The sequence below is a fragment of the Floricoccus tropicus genome (assembly GCF_001832905.1).
In the GTDB taxonomy this organism is placed as follows: Bacteria; Bacillota; Bacilli; order Lactobacillales; family Streptococcaceae; genus Floricoccus; species Floricoccus tropicus.
The window spans coordinates 47,740-66,556 of the sequence record NZ_MKIR01000022.1; the positions used below are offsets into that span (position 1 = coordinate 47,740).

The window sequence follows — 18,817 nt, forward strand, 5'->3', positions numbered from 1 at the left end:
CTTTAAAACTCTATATCCAAGTATAATTTTTTATACTAGGACATTTATTTATTGATTTTTCTTTTTTGCAAATGATACAAGAATTACAGCAATAATTACCAAAACCATTCCCATTAGCGGAGTAAACTGAAGTCCAAAAGTTGATGTAGTCTTAGCTCCAACTGTCGAACCAAGGCTAATCCCTATATTAAAGGCTGCTATATTAAAAGCTGAAGCAAGTGTAATGTCTTTAGGAACAAATCGTTCAGCCAGTTGAACTACATATAGTTGTAAACCTGGTACATTCATGAAGGCAAAAAGTCCTAATAAGAGAACGGAAATTGTTCCAATTATCATATTTGTTGATAATATGGCAAAATACATGAATCCAAGGCTGATAGCAAGTGCAATAAACATTTTGAAAAGAACATTTAAGGTGTTTTTGTTGGCAAGCTTGCCACCTATTGTGTTGCCAATGGCTACCATGATTCCGTAGACAACTAGGATAATGACGATTGCAGAGTTCGAGTAACCAAAGTATCTTTCAAGTATTGGAGAGATGTAGGTGTAAACCGCAAAAGTACCACCATATCCAAGTGCAGTAATTAAAAATGAAATTACTAAAGGTTTATTAGTGAAAATACGCTTAATACCCAGTAAATCAACCTTTCCTGGAATTGGAAGATTAGCTGGTACCAAGAACAAACTTGCTAAAAGTCCGATTAATCCAATGACAGCAATAAAAATAAATGACATATTCCAACTAGTTTGTTGACCAATATATGTTCCTAGGGGTACACCAGTTACAGTGGCAACAGTCAAACCAGTAAACATTATTGAAATGGCACTAGCACGTCTTGACTCGTCAACAAGGTCAGCAGCAATTACCGTAGATACTGACATAAAAATACCATGAGCAAGTGATGAAACTATTCTTCCTATTAAAAGAATAGAGAATGTTGGTGCAAAGGCAGCAATCAGATTACCTAAAATGAAGGTAATCATGATGGCAAGCATTAAAACTTTACGATTCCACTTACCTGTTAAAATTGTTAAAAGTGGGGCACCAATAGTTACACCCAGAGCATAGAGAGAAACAGTCAGACCAGCTTGATCAAGAGAAACTTTAAAACTATCAACAATCATTGGTAATAAACCAACACTTATAAATTCCGTAGAGCCGATAGCAAAAGCATTGATTGCAAGTGCTAAGAGCGTAAAATTAGGTGAAATTTTCTTATCCATAAGACCTCCAAAAAATAGTAGTAATTCAAGAAAATTTATTATATACTCTGACTATATATTATGGAAGTACCGACTTTAAAGTAATGTAGGTACCAAAAAGTAAGTTTTGTATGGACAAAGGAGCTATATGGAAAATAAATTTTACAATATAGGTGTAGAAGCTACTATGGATGTAATTGGTGGCAAATGGAAGCCAATTATTTTATGTAATTTAAGACACGGAGCTATGCGACCAAGTGATTTGATGAGACAAATCCCAAATATTAGCCAAAAAATGTTAACCCAACAGTTAAGGGAGTTGGAACAAGATCATATGATAGAGAGGAAAATCTATAATGTAGTTCCACCAAAAGTTGAGTATTCTTTAAGTGAGTATGGTCTAACTTTATCGCATATACTTGATCAGTTGTGCTCATGGGGTGAAAATCATGTAATTCATTTACAAGAAGAAGGTAAAAAAGTTAATTTAAAGAGCTTTGGAGATTGACAGTCACTATTAATTCTGTTAATATAATGTTTGTGCGTTTCAGACGCAGAAATTAGAAACGGGAAGTGGGTGAAAAATATGTCAAAAACTGTAGTTCGTAAAAATGAATCTCTTGATGATGCTCTTCGTCGTTTCAAACGTTCTGTAACAAAAGCTGGAACTCTTCAAGAAGCTCGCAAACGTGAGCACTACGAAAAACCTTCTGTTAAACGTAAACGTAAATCAGAAGCAGCTCGTAAACGTAAAAAATTCTAATCATTGAAATTTTTTGAAGATTTTAAAAGGTATCCATTGGATGCCTTTTTTATTTTATATTTACAACAAGTTTACACCACACAAACCCTCTATTTATAAGGTGATACAAATCATACCAATGAAAATAACATGATGGCACTTGAAATATCTAGGAAATATCTTATTCTGAATGTAGAATCAATTTAAGGAAGGGGTAGCTATGGATATCGGTGATAAAATTAAACAAAATAGGTTACAAAAAGATTTGACACAAGATGAACTAGCAAAAGTATTAAATGTATCGAGGTCAACAGTATCAAGCTGGGAAGTTGGACGCAATTACCCTGATCTTGAAACACTTGTAGCAATCAGCGATTATTTTAGCTTGTCTCTTGATAAATTAATTCGGGAGGATGCAGAAATGGTAAAAAGCGAAAGAAAGAAATTGAAGTATGGAAAGTTTTTCAAATGGGCAACACTTATTCTTTCAATTTTATTAATAGCCTATATAGGTATGAATTTTAGAGCGAAATATACTAATGACAAAATGAAAAATACCCTAATAAAAAATGGATGGTCCCAAGGAGCTGTTGATCCTATCAATGGTGGAAGCAACTGGAGTTTATATGAAGGTGAATATAACTATCAAATATATTTCATCCCAGAAACTACCCATCAAAATATTGTCGAAAAAAAGAATAAATTAACATCAGTTACCAGTAGTGGTTCAGGGGATGGATTAGTAATCATAATGTCTGATGGAATAAGAACAAATGGATATTCACTCATTATACATACAAAAGATGATACCGAGTTTATTATAATTGTCGATGAAAATGGTAATGCCATACCAGAACAAATAATGGATGTCGTTCCCCTACACTATAGAAGTGAGATTGAGGAATTTATCAAACAAAATAAGGAAAAAATTCAAAAAGTAATTAGTAAAACCATTGAAAAGCAAAATCAAGTTTTAGATAATTTATAATTTTTTGTAGGACAAAATCTATTTGTCCTTTTTATATTTACAACATGTTTACACCATACAAACTCTCTATTTATAAGGCGCCACAAATTGTGGACGGCTAATTTTTTTAATGTTAGTTTACATGTCTAGCTAATAGGATATACTAAACATATAATCATTTTGGAGAGGAAACATCATGGCAATTGGTAATAAGGTAAAAGAGGAAAGATTAAAAAGTAATTTAACCCAAGAAGAGCTGTCAAAAATATTGAATGTATCAAGGACAGCTGTTTCAAACTGGGAGGTGGGTCGTAATTATCCTGATCTTGATACTCTTGTAGAAATTAGCAATTACTTTGATATTTCTCTTGATACATTAATCAAGGAGGACACCGAAGTGGTTAAAGATGCAAGAAAGAAGACGAAACTCAGAAAGTTTTTCAAGTGGACGACAATTATACTATTGCTAATTATAGTGTCGTACATAGGTATGAATTATAAGCTAAGAAGTGATGAACAGAGATATAGAACAAATTTGGTTGAAAATCATTGGAGCGTAGTTAAAAGGTCACCACCTATGGATGCCAATTTATATGAGCTTAAAGAAGGTGAATATAAATATATGACAACTATAATTCCAGTAGGGCATATGGGAATCCCACTACAAGCATTTAGAGTGGATATTGTTACAAACAGAAATAATAGGGGACAGGTTGTTGACGTTGGGGATAATCGTACTGAAATTATAATTAATCCTTCAGATGAAAGTAATTCCTACTCAGTAATAGTTGATAATGACTTAAAGGTAATAGAAAAAGACATATCTTCATCTAAGAAAAAAGAAGCTGAACAATATATAAGTAAAAATCAAAAAGAACTTAAAGAGACTATAGAAGCAACAAAAGGCAAATTAAAACAAATTACAGGAAAAAAATAAGGTAGTTGGGAAATTTTCCCAACTACCTTTCTCTATATTATGCGAGCTGTTTCAAGACCTGACTAGTCGTCTCGTCTCTTCTTTTTACATTTCTTCTGGTGCTTCTACTCCAAGGAGTCTTAGTGATTCTTTTATTACTGTTGCTGTTGAGTCTGCTAAGGCAAGACGCGCTTGCAATCCTTCGTTTTCTTCTAATATTCTAACATGGGCATAGTATTTATTAAATGCTTGAGCCAGGTTAATTACATATTTAGAAATTACAGATGGTTCGTACTTGTCAGCAGCACGTTTAATGACATTAGGGAAGTCTTGGAGTAATTTAACAATTTCCCAAGAGTCTGAGTCGTTAAAATCAATCTCAACATCTGATTGAGCCTTATAATCTGCTTTTCTTAAGATTGATTGGATACGAGCATAAGTATATTGTACATATGGTCCTGTTTCACCTTCAAAGCTTAACATTTCTTCAAGGTTGAAGTCATAACCATTTGTACGCTCATTTTTAAGATCATAGAACTTAATAGCTCCTACACCAACCTGGTGAGCTACACGTTCTTTGTTAGGTAGGTCAGGATTTTTAGCATTTATTTGAGCAAGAGCACGTTCAATTGCTTCGTCCATTGTAGGTTCTAAGCGTATGATGTTACCTTTACGAGTTGAAAGTTTTTTACCATCACGAGTTACTAGACCAAATGATACATGTTCGATGTCATCGGCCCAATCATAGCCCATTTTCTTAAGTACTGCTTTAAGTTGTTTGAAGTGACCACTTTGTTCACCACCTACAACATATAAAGACTTAGCAAAGTCGTAGTTATCTTTACGATATTTGGCAGCTGCTATATCACGAGTAATGTATAAAGTTGCACCATCTGATTTTTTGATAAGAGCAGGATTTAATCCTTCATCATCAAGATTTACAATAGTAGCACCTTGAGATTCTTCAAGTAATCCTTTATCTTCTAAAATTTGCACAACTGCATCCATTTTATCATTGTAGAATGCTTCACCATTGTATGAATCAAAATCAACGTCCATCTTATTATATAGACGGTTGAATTCTTCTAATGATTCATCACGGAACCATTTCCATAGAGATAAAGCTTCTTCGTCACCATCTTCAAGTTTTCTGAACCAAGCACGCGCTTCTTCATCAATTTCAGGATTAGTCTCAGCTTCTTCATTGATACGAACGTATAGTTTTAAAAGTTCATCAATTGGATTTTCACGTACAGCTTCTTCATTACCATATTTTTTGTAGGCTACAATCAGCATACCAAATTGTTTACCCCAGTCACCTAAATGGTTGATACGGACAGGAGTATAACCAATTTTTTGGTAAATGTTAGCAAGAGCGTCACCAATAACAGTTGAACGTAAGTGCCCGATAGAAAAAGGTTTAGCGATGTTAGGGCTAGACATGTCAATAGTCACTTTAGCCCCGTGGCCAATATTTTGGTCACCGTAGTGTTCTTTTTCTCCAACTACTTGATCAACAACCTTAGTCGACACACTATTCTTGTCTAAGAAGAAGTTAACATATGGTCCAGTAGCAACAACTTTTTCCAAACCATCAGTATCAATTTTTTCAGCAAGATCGCTAGCAATAGCCTGTGGAGCCATATGCCTCGTTTTTGCTAGGGTAAAAGCAGGAAAAGCAATATCACCCATATCTGAATTTTTTGGTTTTTCTAGTAAATTTAGTATATCATCAAGCGAAAGTTCGCCATCAAGAGCTGTATAAATTTTCTCAGCAATTAATTTTTTGTCGTTCATTATATATCTCCTAATTTTTGCTTAGCTAGAAACATTATAGCACAAAAGACTTTTGATTTTAAGTTGTTAAACTCCTTTAGAGTGTATAAATATAAATAATTTTCCTAATTAATAATTTTAAATTAGTGAATGTTTATAAAATGTATAAAATTTAGTATAATTATAAGTATGAAAAAAATTGAAAGACATGAACTTATTAAGCAATTAATAAGAGAAAATAAAATTGAAACTCAAGAAGGATTGAGCCGTCAATTAGCTGAAAATGGGGCTGTAACAACTCAAGCTACTCTATCTAGGGACATTAGAGAGCTGGGTATTATAAAAAGCAGAACAGCTAATGGTTCTTTTTACGTATTATTAGATGAGCAGTCTAATAATGCTGAAGATATAGCACAATCGTATCGTAACCATGTTCTCACAGTATCAAGTGTGATGTTTATGGTAGTTGTGCACACACGTTTATCAGAAGCAGATATTCTTGCTAATATTTTAGATGATAGTGCAAACCCAGGTATTTTAGGAACTCTTGCAGGAGCAGATACTCTTTTGATAACCTGTGCAAGCATTGAAGAAGCTCAAAAACTACATAATGAAATAAGTAAGGCAATTGATAATGAGTAAGGAAGATTATGAACTAGCTTTAGAACAATTACGTAATAAGGTTAGTGATATTGACTATGTTCAAGAGTTTCAAAGGTTAGAAGAATTGATTAAGTCTGATAAAGAGATTTGGACTCAGGAAGAAAAAATGAAAGATTTGCAAAAAGAGGGAATTCTTTTTCAAAAAATAGATAAGCACCAAGCGTATGAAATAACAATGGGTGAGGCGCGTGCTATAGAAGAAGAACTTAATGCTAATCCATTAATAAGACAATACCGTTCTAAGCTTGAAGACGTAAGCGATCTTTTGCAATATATTACCGGTGAGCTAGAGGACAGAATTAATAGTAGATTACAGCTTATAGATGAGGAGGAAAATTGATAATGGCAACTGAAAAATTATCACCAGGGATGCAGCAATATTTAGAAATCAAGGCTGACTACCCCGATGCTTTTCTTCTATTTAGAATGGGTGATTTCTATGAACTATTCTATGATGATGCAGTGAATGCTGCTCAAATACTTGAGCTTACATTAACAAGCCGTAATAAAAACGCTGATAATCCAATTCCGATGGCGGGGGTTCCCTATCACAGTGTACAGCAATATATTGATAACTTGGTTGACCTCGGTCATAAGGTAGCAATTGCTGAACAGATGGAAGACCCCAAGCAAGCTAAAGGTGTCGTAAAACGTGAAGTAGTTCAAGTGATAACTCCAGGTACAGCAGTAGACGCCCTTGATGCAGACAAAGAAAACAACTACCTTACGGCAGTTGATTTTGATGGTTCTGTCTATGGATTCTCATATATTGATTTAACAACTGGTGAGTTTTATGTAACGCAACTAACTGAGTTTGCTGATGTTGTAAGTGAGGCAGCAAGCCTTCAGACTAAGGAAATATTATTTGGTTATGAAGCAACTGAAGGGCAGCTATCTGAACTAACTGCACGACTTAATGTCCTAGTTAGCCACCAGAAAACAATTATGGACAATATGGAGGAAGCTAGATTAATTCCCAGTATCCTACCATTAGTGGAAAAAAATGTTTCTCTTAAACTTTTAACTTATATTAAAGAAACACAAAAGAGAAATCTCAGCCATATTCAAGAAGTAAAAGTTTATGAAGTAACTGACTTCTTAAAGATGGACTATGCGACAAAAAAATCATTGGAACTTACTAGTAACTTTAAAACTGGTAAAAAACAAGGTACTTTACTGTGGCTTTTAGATGAAACTAAAACGGCCATGGGAACAAGAATGATGAAATCGTGGATTGATCGACCTCTGATTAAAAAAGAAAGAATTGAAGAGCGTCAAAAGGTAGTTCAGGTATTTCTGGATAACTTTTTTGAACGAGTTGACTTAGTTGAATCCCTTAAAGGTGTGTATGATATTGAGCGTTTATCAAGTCGTATTTCGTTTGGAAAGGCTACAGCACCAGACTTTTTACAGCTAAGAAATACCTTATCTCAAGTACCACAAATTAAATCAATACTAGAGGCTATAGCAGATCCTGCTTTGGATAATATAATCCAACATCTAAATGATATTCCGGAACTTAGAAGTCTTTTAGAAGAAAGTATAGCTGAAGATGCTCCAAGACTTTTGACCGAAGGTGGGGTAATCAAGGATGGCTATGATGAAAAACTTGATGAATACAGACAAACCCTCCGTGAAGGAACAGCTTGGATTGCTGAACTTGAGGCGCGTGAACGTCAAAACTCAGGTATCAATGGACTAAGAATTGATTATAATCGCAAGGACGGCTACTATTTCCATGTGACTAATTCGAATCTAGATCAAGTCCCAGATTACTTTTTCCGTAAAGCTACTTTGAAAAATTCTGAACGCTATGGTACAGAGGAACTTGCAAAGATTGAAGGCAAGATGATTGAAGCTAGAGAAAAATCTTCAATTTATGAGTATGATCTTTTTATGGCTATTCGTGATAGAGTAGAAGCATATATTTCGCAAGTACAGGCTTTGGCTAAAACTATTGCAGGACTTGATTGTTTACAAGCTCTAGCAGTAGTAGCAGAAACATATCAATATGTGCGACCAAATCTCCAAGTGAACGGAGATACTATAAACATTGTTGATGGCCGTCATGCTGTTGTTGAGAAGGTTCTTGGTCGTCAGGAATATGTTCCTAATAATATTAATCTATCTAAAGATGTCGAGATTCAATTAATTACAGGTCCCAATATGAGTGGTAAATCAACTTATATGCGTCAACTGGCTTTAACTGCAATTATGGCTCAATTAGGATCTTATGTTCCAGCTGAGTCAGCAACTCTGCCAATATTTGATGCTATATTTACCCGTATTGGAGCAAGTGATGACTTAACGTCCGGACAATCGACATTCATGGTGGAAATGATGGAAGCCAATAATGCTCTTCGTCTTGCTTCTAAAAATAGTCTTATTCTCTTTGATGAGCTTGGACGTGGAACGGCTACCTATGATGGTATGGCTCTAGCTCAAGGAATTATTGAGTATATCCACAATAATATCCATGCTAAAACATTATTTGCAACCCATTATCATGAACTTACTGAACTTGATGATGAATTAAATAGTTTAGAAAATGTCCACGTAGCAACGCTTGAGCAAGATGGTGATGTTACCTTTCTTCATAAAATTGAGAATGGTCCTGCTGATAAATCATATGGGATTCATGTAGCGAAAATTGCAGGACTTCCTAAAGAGTTATTAGCTCGTTCACAAGAAATTCTTGATAAGCTTGAAAATCAAGCACCTAGTCTACAAAATAAGGATGGTCTAGAAGATTTATCTCAAAGAAATATAGAAGTTGCAGAAGTTGTTAAAGAAGAAAGTGCTCAATTGGATTTATTTGGAGACTTTGGAGCAGATTCGGAATTGGTCAAAAAGCTCAGTGCTATTGATGTTATGAACCTAACTCCAATGGATGCGATGAACTTAATATGGGAACTTAAAAAAATGATATAAAAATTAGACTTTCATGAGGTGTCTATATCTTGTGAGCAAGCTTAATTTATGCTATTATGAAACAAAAATTAGGAGAAAAAGGGGAGTATAATGGCTGAGAAGAAAATCACTAGCGTTAAAGGTGAAGCTGATAAAGATAAGATAGTAAAATCTACAGCTTCAGAAGATAAACCTGTAAGAGCAAAGTCTAGTACAGCTAAATCAGAGAGTCAAGAAACGGTTGAAAAAACAGAAGCACCAACAGAAGAAGTTAAAAAAGCAAGTAAAGAAAAAGAAGAACCTGTATGGAAACCTTCAAAAGAGAACAAAGGAAAAGCTACTCAGTATAGAATTTTTGCAGCTCTATCATGGCTTGCAGCTATTGGAGCACAAGTCGCAAATATTATCTACTTGAGACAAAATGGTAGTGATATTAAACTTTGGATTCCATTATTAATCATTGCAGTTGATGCAGCATTTGCGGTTCTTGGAGGTTTCTTGTGGAAACGTTCTAATCAGATGGATCCACCAAGTGAAAAAAATAAGTTCCTTTTCTTCATGCAAAGTCAACTTGGTATGATTGTTGCTATCGTTGCATTTTTACCTTTAGTTGTGTTTGTATTCTTTAATAAAGATATGGATGGTAAACAAAAGGGTATTATTGGTGGTGTAGCTGTTATTGCTATGATTTTAGTTGGAGTGGCAGGTGCAGATTTTAATCCACCTTCACAAGAAAAATATGCAGCACAAGCACAAGTAGTAAAAACTTTGACTGATCAAGACCTAGTATATGGTACAAAATCTGGTGAAAAATATCATTTATATGCAGATTGCCAATACTTAAAGAGTGATAATGTAAAAGAATTATTTGAAGGAAGTGTTGAAGATCTTCATGCAAAAAATCATAAGATTGGTACAGGTGAAGATGCCCTTTGTTCAGCTTGTAAGAAGCGTGCATTGAAAGCTAAAAATTGGACAGAAGATGACCTAAATAATGCAGTAGCTGAGGCAAATGAAGCAAAAGAGTCAGAAGCTAAAAAATAAGTATGTAAACTAAAAAGCGGGTGCCCGCTTTTTTATATTGATTGTTTTTAGAGTGTTCTAACATAAGTTGTTTATTGTTGTTTTTTGTTTTATAATATTTTTAATAAGAAAAGAATTTCTGGATATAAAAATGTACGATAAGGGGTGCTACTATGGCAATTGCTCAAACTTCTATATGGGTCAGCATTATTTTTACAGTTCTTTACATAGTTACAATTTATTTCACTAATCGTAAGGTACCAAATGCTCAGTACTATCTTTTTATTTTCATTTCTGTAATTATTATTTTTGTAGGAATCTACAATTATAGGTATTTAGGAAAAATTACACCTTACAATTATGATACATTGAGTATGTTGACATATATAGTTGGTAATATTTCTTTTGTTGCATTTGTAGTACCTTATGTTTATTCTATTGTAAAATTACTGAGAGGGGATAATGCTCAAAAAATTCCAATTATTATTGTATCCTTATTGCTTCTTATTTTATTATGGTGGCTATGGATGGTAATGTTTACGGGGATATTCATTGGATTTGTATAATTAAAGATTTATTTCGGGGGGAATATATGACTTTTACACTTAATTCACTTTCAGTGGTAGCAATTGTTTTCTCATTTGTCTATATTCTAATGATATACCTTACTAATCGTAAGGTGCCTTATGCAAAATATTTTTTACCAGTTTTTGTATTTATAATTATTTTGTTTAATATTTATTATTATAATAGTTACTTAATTCAGGTTTCAAATGAAAAATACATTAAAATCAAAACTCCTACGGAAATTGTAGGGATAATTCTTTTTATACCTTTTGTAATATCAGGCATTAATTGGTTAATTAAAAGATTTGAATTAGGAGCTGAACATAAAATATTAACTACTCTTATATTTATAGCTTTCAATATTTTGTTATTGCTATTGTGGATGATTGTTTTTACAGCCGTATTCTTAGTATTAGTATAATTATGTTTATGATTTTATTTATGGGCTTTGTCTAGTGATAAATACAAATTGATAATATTTGCAAGTATTAGTTTCTTAAGTAAGATAACTAATACTTTTTATTTAAAATGAAATTAAAGTGGTAATTGCTGAATTTTGATATAATGGAGTAAGTATTTAGACAAGGAAGTGAATTATGGCAAAAATTATAGAATTAGATGCAAATTTAGCCGATAAAATTGCTGCTGGTGAGGTTGTTGAACGACCAGCGAGCGTAGTAAAAGAATTAGTAGAAAATGCCATAGATGCAGGTAGTAGTCAGATTACTGTCGCCGTTGAAGAGAGTGGTCTCAAATCTATTAGTGTGACAGATAATGGTGAAGGAATTAGCGCAGATGATGTTAAACTTGCCCTTAAACGCCATGCAACTAGTAAAATAAAAACAGCAGACGATCTTTTCAGGATTAGAACACTTGGATTTCGAGGTGAAGCCATGCCATCTATTGCCAGTGTGAGTGAGATGACTATCGAAACGAGCGTGGGAACAGAAGAAGCAGGGAGCTATTTATATTCAAAAGGTGGTAATATCGAAACTTTTAAACCTGCAGCTAAGAGAGCTGGTACAAAGATTACTGTTGAGAATCTCTTCTTTAATACTCCAGCTCGTTTGAAGTACATGAAAAGTATGCAGGCAGAACTCTCTCACATCACTGATGTTATCAATAGACAAAGTTTGGCCCATCCCGAAATATCATTCACCCTAATAAATGATGGCAAACAAATGATGAAGACAGCGGGTAATGGTGATTTAAAGACTGCGATAGCTGGGGTTTACGGTGTTGCTACTGCTAAAAAGATGGTGGAAATTTCTGCTAGTGATTTAGACTTTGAGCTCAAAGGATACGTTTCATTACCAGAACTTACACGCGCTAATCGAAACTATATTACCGTTCTAATAAATGGACGTTATATCAAAAACTTCCTTATAAATCGCGCCATCGTTGATGGCTATGGAAGTAAACTTATGGTCGGTCGTTTCCCAGTGTCTGTTTTGGATATTAGACTTGACCCATTTCTAGCCGATGTAAACGTCCATCCAACCAAGCAAGAGGTACGCTTATCAAAAGAAAAAGAGTTGATGGATCTTGTAAAAAAAGCAATTTCAGAAGCTCTACAACCAGAAGTTTTAATTCCAGATGCACTTGATAACCTCCAAAAATCAAGAGAAAAAAGGATTAAACCAGAACAAACTACCTTACCACTTACTAGTTCAAATCTCTATTATGACAAGGAACGACATGATTTCTTTGTAAAAGATGATGTAAAGGAAGAACTTCCAAAATCATTTACAAGTAATCGTCAAGAAAGACCCCCCTTTGAGAAAGAAAAAGACTTTTCAAGTCCTCAGACTCAAGAAGTGTACTTTATTGAAGAAGAACTAGAAGTTAAGAAAGATGTTAGTTCACCAGCAATTAAGTTTGCTACTAGGATTGACGAATCTGAAGATGATATTGAACATCCAGACTTTAATTTTTCAGATAAAAAATCGTTAAAAGAGTTTGGTACAATTTCTGATAAACTAGTTAATGAAGAAGAATCTACATTCCCAGAACTTGATTACTTTGGTCAGATGCACGGCACATACCTTTTTGCCCAAGGTCGTGATGGTCTTTACATAGTTGACCAACATGCTGCACAGGAAAGAATCAAGTATGAATACTTCAGAGATAAAATTGGTGAAGTTGAAGATAAGCAACAGCAATTACTTGTTCCTTATATCTTTACTTTTCCAACAGATGATTTTCTTTTGATAAAAGAGAAGTTGGATATTTTGGCTCAAACTGGTATTAACTTGCAAGAATATGGGGATAGGCAGTTTATTTTACGTGAACATCCAACTTGGTTGAATGAATCAGAGGTTGAGGCTGCAGTCTATCAAATGATTGATATGCTTTTGACTTTGGGAAGAGTATCAGTCAAGGAATATCGAGCGGATTTGGCTATTATGATGTCTTGTAAAAAATCAATTAAGGCTAATCACTGGCTTGATGAGCTGAGTGCTCGTAAGCTTATTGTTGACCTTGCCAAATGTAAGAATCCATACAACTGTCCACACGGACGTCCTGTGCTTGTTCATTTTACCAAGAGCGATATGGAGAAAATGTTCAGAAGGATTCAGGAAAACCATCGTGGCGGTTGGAATTTAGAGTTTTAATAATTGACAAAGCATGCTAAATGTAATATTGTTTGTTTAACAAAAAATAATAATCATTATGGGAGGTTGTTATGGCAATTATCTATACAGTTGGTAGCACATTGGCACTTGCTTGGGCCTTATCTAAAGTTTATAAGGTATCGGTTAAGAAGTAACATTAAGAGAGAGCGGGCAGAAATGCTTTGCTTTTTTTGTTATAATAGGTGAATACTTAATAGAGCATGAGGTTATAAAAATGTATGAATATTTAAAAGGAGTTTTAACTAAAATTACTCCTACTTACATAGTTGTTGAAGTTTCAGGAATTGGATATATTTTGAATGTCGCAAATCCATATAGCTACTCTCATCTAATGAATTCTGATGTGAAGATTTATGTCCATCAAGTAATTCGTGATGATGCTCATAGCTTATATGCATTTATGAATGAATCAGAAAAGAATCTCTTCTTGAAGCTAATCAGTGTTTCAGGGATTGGTCCAAAATCAGCTCTTGCCATATTAGCTACAGCTGATAATGAAGGACTTGTTGAAGCAATTCACGCAAGCGATATTAAATACCTGACTAAATTCCCTGGAGTTGGTAAAAAGACTGCCATGCAAATGGTACTAGACCTTGAAGGTAAATTTGAAATTGTGGCAGGGACTGTTCAAGACCCAGTTGCTAATAATGAAAATGTGGAATTAGAAGAAGCAATGGAAGCACTAGTTGCTCTTGGATATCGTGCAACAGAACTTAAAAAAGTTCGTACAAAACTAGAAGCAACTCAAGACACAACAGAAGGTTATATCAAGACAGCCCTAAGAATGATGATGGGATGAAACCATTGGAGTTAGCAAGGAATAATTCGTAAGAATTATGAACGCTTACGGAAAAGGTTCTCCGAATCACTTGCCATATAACTTGCAACTTTAGTTGCTTAAGTTATATGGACATCGTAACGAAGTGAAGTGGTGAATTGTGACCAATTAGGGAACAATGAATCTAGTAAATTCGGTCCCATTGGAGTTGCGATTAAAACTAGCAACTTTAGTTGCATCAGTTTTATCGACATCGAAGCTAAGCGTAGTAGCAAGGAATAATTCGTAAGAATTATGAACGCTTGCCATTGAAACTGACGAGTTTACTCGTGATAGTTTCATGGACAACGTAATAAAATGAAGTATGTAAAGAGGTTAAAATATGAATGAATATAGTGAGTTAATGAAAAGAATAGCTACAGGTGTTTATTTAGAACTTTTTAAAGAACTAGGTGATGAAGCGGTTGTGGATACCATAGTGGAAGCCTCGAAGGATCAGAAACAGATAATACTAAAGATAAATCTAAATGAAGATTATAGTGATCAAATTATTGATTCATTATTTGCATTAAATTCTAAACATATTGATGAGAAGAATGTTGAAGAAATAGAAGAAGAAATTCTTGAACCAGGGATGGAGAAATGGGAGCGTGAAATCGGCCTAATCTAGTATTCACTAATATAATGATTATTAAGTTATTTCAGATGTTTTATTTATCTAAATATCATATTTTTAAAGCCTAAGGCCGATTTATTCGGTCTTTTCTTATGTTATAATATTAAAAATAGGAGATTTTTACAGATGACAAATGAATTTTTAGATGCTAATGAGCATGATGAAGATACTTTCGTGGAACTTTCGCTAAGACCACAGACTTTAAAACAATATATTGGACAAGATAAGGTTAAAGAGCAGCTTGAGATATTTATTGAAGCTGCTAAAATTCGAGAGGAAAGTCTTGACCATGTCTTATTATTTGGACCTCCAGGTCTAGGTAAAACAACAATGGCTTTTGTAATTGCAAACGAACTTGGTGTTGGACTTAAGCAAACAAGTGGCCCAGCAATTGAAAAGCCAGGAGATTTGGTAGCACTTCTTAATGAACTTGAGCCAGGTGATGTACTGTTTATTGATGAAATTCACCGAATGCCAATGAATGTAGAAGAAATACTTTATTCAGCTATGGAAGATTTCTACATTGACATTATGCTAGGATCAGGAGATGGTAGCCGTAGTGTTCACTTAGAACTTCCTCCTTTTACCTTGATTGGAGCTACTACGAGGGCTGGGATGCTGTCAAATCCACTTCGAGCTAGATTTGGGATTTCTGCCCATATGGAATACTATGAAGTATCAGACCTTAAAGAAATTGTAATGAGAACCTCTGATATTTTTGATATGGAAATAACGGATGATGGGGCACTTGAGATAGCTCTTAGAAGTCGTGGAACCCCACGTATTGCCAATCGTCTTTTGAAAAGGGTTCGTGACTATGCACAAATTAAAGGTGAGGGTGTAATTGAAAAGGAAATTACAGACCGTGCTCTGACAATGCTAGATGTGGATAGGGCTGGCCTTGATTATGTTGACCAAAAGATTCTTCGTACGATGATTGAAATGTACTCTGGGGGTCCAGTAGGTCTAGGTACTCTTGCAGTAAATATTGCTGAGGAAAGAGATACAGTCGAAGATATGTATGAACCGTACTTGATTCAGCAAGGTTTCTTAATACGTACAAGGCAAGGGCGAAAAGCTACAAAACTTGCTTATGAACATCTAGGGATACCATATTTTGAGAATGACTAAGTAGATGAGAGAATGGAGAGAATGGAATATTTAACTAAAGAACAAGTAGAAAAAGCCAAGAAAAATGTAGATAAGGACAAAACTACTAGAAGTACTTGGGATATAATTCTTTCAAATACCTTTACTTTCATTAATGGTATGGTTCTAGTCATAGCATTATTCGTGGCTACTACATTTAGATTTGAAAATCTGACTTTTGTTTTTGTTATTATTATAAATACTTTTATAGGAAGTTTTCAGGAGATTCGCTCAAAGAGAGCATTAGAAAATCTTCAGTTGCTTAGTAGAAGTAAATATAAGGTCAATCGTGATAATAAAACGGTTGAAGTATATTCAGAAGATATTGTCGAAGGTGAGTATTTACATCTTAACCTAGGAGATCAAGTCCCTGTTGATGGATATATAATTTCAGGACAAATTGAAGTTGATGAATCTCTTCTTACGGGTGAAAGTGATAACATCCATAAATCAAAGGATGACCATCTTTTAAGTGGAAGTAATGTTGTAAGTGGGAGCTGTCTTTTAAAAGTTACAGCGGTAGGGTCAGACAGTTATATCAATCAATTCGCTCAGAAATCAAAGAAATTTAAGAAATATCCATCGGAGCTTAGAGATAATCTAAATAAGATTCTTAAAATTATCTCACTTTTGATGATTCCTATAGCAATCCTCCTAGTACTTAGAGGTATGAGTGAAGGAAGGTCATATAATTCAATCGTTCTATCAACGTCTGGAGCTTTGATTGGCATGATTCCAGAAGGGCTCATGCTCCTAGTTAGTGTATCCCTTGCGGTATCAGCTTATAAGTTATCAAAGAAAAAGGTCTTAGTTCAGGAACTTTATTGTGTCGAAACCTTAGCGCGCGTGGATACTCTTTGTTTCGATAAAACCGGGACCATTACTACGGGACAAATGGAAGTTGTAGAGATATCAGATAAGGTTGAGGAGGTCTTAAAGAATTATCTTTCCTACTTTGATGATGAGAATGCAACTTCAATAGCCTTGAAAAACTATCTTAGCCTTGAAAAAAGTTGGCAAGTAAGAAAAATTGGAGCTTTTTCTAGTAAAAATAAATATTCATTTATCCAGGTTGAAGGAGAAGGTACTTATTTTTTTGGGGCGGATGAATTTTTGAATTTGAGTGATTCCATACCAGTACATTACCAAGATATGAAAAAACAAGGATTACGTGTATTGACTTTAGCTAAGAGTTCAGATTATGTTGAAATTCCTGAGAATTTAGCTTATATAGGTAGTGTGGTTTTATCAGATAAGATAAAAGAAAATACTAAGGAAACTTTTGAGTATTTTGAAAGCCAAGATGTATCTATTAAGATAATAAGCGGCGATAATCATTTGGCGGTTTTAGGTGTAGCAATTAAGGCGGGATTTAATCCAAACGCTAAGGCTATCGATATGAGCAAGGTAAAACTGGATGATTTTGAACGAGTTATTCTCGAAAATGATATTTTTGGTCGAGTAACACCAACTCAAAAGGAAGCAATGGTTGAAGTTTTGCAAAAAGATAAGAAGACAGTCGCTATGAGTGGAGATGGGGTAAACGATGTCCTAGCACTTAAAAAGGCGGACGTAAGTTTTGCTATGAACGGTGCGACAAGTGCAGCTAAAAGTGTATCAAATATCGTATTTTTAACTGATGATTTTTCTGTATTCTACGATATTTTGATGGAAGGGCGTCGTGTTATAAATAATATTCAAAAGGTAGCATCTTTATTCTTAACTAAGACTTTCTTCTCTATAATATTCGCAGTTCTTTCAATAATATTCGCCCTTAAATTCCCATTTACTCCAATCCAGTTTACTCTAATCTCTACCATAACTATCGGTATACCGTCATTCTTTCTAACCTTTGAAGAAAATAAAAATAAGGTTAAACCAGATTTTATGAAGTCGGTAATGACCAACGCCCTAGTTGGTGGTGGAACACTGGTGTTGGCAGTATTACTTACTAATATCTTCATTAATGATTCTAGTAAACTTGGAATAATTTGTATTAGTCTGGCACTCCTCAATGGATTACTCATGATAGTCAGAGTAAGTAGACCTTTTAATCGTTATAAGCTGGTCTTGCTCATGTTCCTAACCATCGCAGCTGTCATGGCAGTTGTAATTGATGTCTTTTACTTGGATAAAAGTCAACTTCCCTTTACCTTGTATGATTTTGTTATAGCAGGCTTGATGATGGGACTAGTAATTTTAGCGCACTTTATTTTAGATAAGAAAGTTAAATAGGAGTATAAGATGAAAAAAGTATTATTTGTTTGTCTTGGAAATATTTGCCGTAGCACTATGGCAGAATTTGTTTTCAAAGATAAACTTGAAAAACATGGCTTGTCTAATGACTACCATGTTGAGAGTAGGGCAACTAGTTCGTGGGAACATGGGAATCCAATCCACCAAGGAACCCAAAAAATTCTTAGAAAATATAATATAGACTATGATAAGGATAAGACTAGTAGGAAAATAAGTAATCAGGATTTTGAAGATTATGATTATATTTTAGGAATGGATGATTCAAACATTGAAAATCTGAAATCTATGGCACCGGACGGGACAGAAGATAAGATTTCTCTCTTCTTAGACGGTGTTGAAATTCCTGATCCGTATTACACAGGAGACTTTGAAGAAACATACAGTTTAGTCGAACAGGCATCTGATAAGTTTATAGAAAAAATGCAGTGAAAACTGTGTTTTTTTGTGTTCTTTTTATTGTTATTGTGAAAATATTAACAACAATGAAAACGTTAACAAAGTTGAAAATAAAAGGGTTTTCAATGTAAATATTGTGAAAATAAGCACATGTTTACT

19 protein-coding genes are annotated in these 18,817 nt (G+C 34.3%); 16 read left to right on the top strand and 3 right to left on the bottom strand.

Going from position 1 to position 18,817, the window contains the following annotated elements:
• Positions 1-48 precede the first annotated feature (48 nt).
• On the bottom strand, positions 49-1,224 hold the full coding sequence (locus BG261_RS06920; protein ID WP_070792569.1) for an MFS transporter: 1,176 nt from the start codon (positions 1,222-1,224) through the stop codon (positions 49-51).
• Between the two features lie 127 nt (positions 1,225-1,351).
• Here BG261_RS06920 and BG261_RS06925 point away from each other — a divergent pair, with 127 nt between their 5' ends.
• The 4 genes from BG261_RS06925 to BG261_RS06940 all read left to right on the top strand — a co-directional run bounded on the left by BG261_RS06925 (position 1,352) and on the right by BG261_RS06940 (position 3,849).
• A complete protein-coding gene (locus BG261_RS06925; RefSeq protein ID WP_070787502.1) occupies positions 1,352-1,711 on the top strand; it encodes a winged helix-turn-helix transcriptional regulator in 360 nt (119 codons plus the stop codon).
• Positions 1,712-1,789: 78 nt separating this feature from the next.
• Positions 1,790-1,966 carry a 30S ribosomal protein S21 gene (gene rpsU / locus BG261_RS06930; protein WP_002884573.1) on the top strand — a complete coding sequence of 59 codons (177 nt, stop codon included), beginning with the start codon at positions 1,790-1,792 and terminating at the stop codon, positions 1,964-1,966.
• Between the two features lie 199 nt (positions 1,967-2,165).
• Entirely contained in the window at positions 2,166-2,933 is a 768-nt protein-coding gene (locus BG261_RS06935; protein WP_070792571.1) for a helix-turn-helix domain-containing protein, read from the top strand.
• Between the two features lie 175 nt (positions 2,934-3,108).
• Entirely contained in the window at positions 3,109-3,849 is a 741-nt protein-coding gene (locus BG261_RS06940; protein ID WP_070792574.1) for a helix-turn-helix domain-containing protein, read from the top strand.
• A gap of 84 nt (positions 3,850-3,933) precedes the next feature.
• Here BG261_RS06940 and argS read toward each other — a convergent pair whose 3' ends face one another.
• Positions 3,934-5,625: an arginine--tRNA ligase gene (argS, locus tag BG261_RS06945; RefSeq protein WP_070792576.1), complete on the bottom strand. Its 1,692-nt coding sequence runs from the start codon at positions 5,623-5,625 to the stop codon at positions 3,934-3,936.
• 168 nt (positions 5,626-5,793) lie between these two features.
• On the opposite strand from argS, the gene argR reads away from it, so the two are divergent.
• The 8 genes from argR (at position 5,794) to ruvA (ending at position 14,202) form a co-directional block, all read left to right on the top strand.
• A complete protein-coding gene (gene argR / locus BG261_RS06950) occupies positions 5,794-6,246 on the top strand; it encodes an arginine repressor (RefSeq protein ID WP_070792578.1) in 453 nt (150 codons plus the stop codon).
• Positions 6,239-6,607, top strand: a complete 369-nt coding sequence (locus BG261_RS06955) for a YlbF family regulator (RefSeq protein ID WP_070792580.1) — start codon at positions 6,239-6,241, stop codon at positions 6,605-6,607. Before argR ends, BG261_RS06955 begins: the two co-directional genes overlap by 8 nt.
• Before the next feature lie 2 nt (positions 6,608-6,609).
• The gene (mutS, locus tag BG261_RS06960; RefSeq protein WP_070792582.1) at positions 6,610-9,198 is read left to right on the top strand and encodes a DNA mismatch repair protein MutS; all 2,589 of its coding nucleotides are present in this window, start codon (positions 6,610-6,612) and stop codon (positions 9,196-9,198) included.
• Between the two features lie 90 nt (positions 9,199-9,288).
• Positions 9,289-10,221: a hypothetical protein gene (locus tag BG261_RS06965; RefSeq protein WP_070792584.1), complete on the top strand. Its 933-nt coding sequence runs from the start codon at positions 9,289-9,291 to the stop codon at positions 10,219-10,221.
• A 152-nt stretch (positions 10,222-10,373) separates the two neighbouring features.
• Positions 10,374-10,766, top strand: a complete 393-nt coding sequence (locus tag BG261_RS06970) for a hypothetical protein (RefSeq protein ID WP_070792586.1) — start codon at positions 10,374-10,376, stop codon at positions 10,764-10,766.
• Between the two features lie 26 nt (positions 10,767-10,792).
• A complete protein-coding gene (locus BG261_RS06975; protein WP_070792588.1) occupies positions 10,793-11,188 on the top strand; it encodes a hypothetical protein in 396 nt (131 codons plus the stop codon).
• 175 nt (positions 11,189-11,363) lie between these two features.
• The gene (gene mutL / locus BG261_RS06980; RefSeq protein WP_070792589.1) at positions 11,364-13,382 is read left to right on the top strand and encodes a DNA mismatch repair endonuclease MutL; all 2,019 of its coding nucleotides are present in this window, start codon (positions 11,364-11,366) and stop codon (positions 13,380-13,382) included.
• Between the two features lie 235 nt (positions 13,383-13,617).
• Positions 13,618-14,202 carry a Holliday junction branch migration protein RuvA gene (gene ruvA / locus BG261_RS06985; protein ID WP_070792599.1) on the top strand — a complete coding sequence of 195 codons (585 nt, stop codon included), beginning with the start codon at positions 13,618-13,620 and terminating at the stop codon, positions 14,200-14,202.
• A 147-nt stretch (positions 14,203-14,349) separates the two neighbouring features.
• Here ruvA and BG261_RS11485 read toward each other — a convergent pair whose 3' ends face one another.
• Positions 14,350-14,523, bottom strand: coding sequence for a hypothetical protein (locus BG261_RS11485; protein ID WP_158007184.1), 174 nt, complete (start codon positions 14,521-14,523; stop codon positions 14,350-14,352).
• A 40-nt stretch (positions 14,524-14,563) separates the two neighbouring features.
• Here BG261_RS11485 and BG261_RS06990 point away from each other — a divergent pair, with 40 nt between their 5' ends.
• The 4 genes from BG261_RS06990 (at position 14,564) to BG261_RS07005 (ending at position 18,691) form a co-directional block, all read left to right on the top strand.
• On the top strand, positions 14,564-14,851 hold the full coding sequence (locus BG261_RS06990) for a hypothetical protein (RefSeq protein ID WP_070792601.1): 288 nt from the start codon (positions 14,564-14,566) through the stop codon (positions 14,849-14,851).
• Between the two features lie 132 nt (positions 14,852-14,983).
• On the top strand, positions 14,984-15,988 hold the full coding sequence (gene ruvB, locus BG261_RS06995; protein WP_070792602.1) for a Holliday junction branch migration DNA helicase RuvB: 1,005 nt from the start codon (positions 14,984-14,986) through the stop codon (positions 15,986-15,988).
• Positions 15,989-16,009: 21 nt separating this feature from the next.
• Positions 16,010-18,241: an HAD-IC family P-type ATPase gene (locus BG261_RS07000; RefSeq protein WP_070792606.1), complete on the top strand. Its 2,232-nt coding sequence runs from the start codon at positions 16,010-16,012 to the stop codon at positions 18,239-18,241.
• Positions 18,242-18,250: 9 nt separating this feature from the next.
• Positions 18,251-18,691 carry a low molecular weight protein-tyrosine-phosphatase gene (locus tag BG261_RS07005; RefSeq protein WP_070792608.1) on the top strand — a complete coding sequence of 147 codons (441 nt, stop codon included), beginning with the start codon at positions 18,251-18,253 and terminating at the stop codon, positions 18,689-18,691.
• The last annotated feature ends 126 nt before the right edge of the window (positions 18,692-18,817 follow it).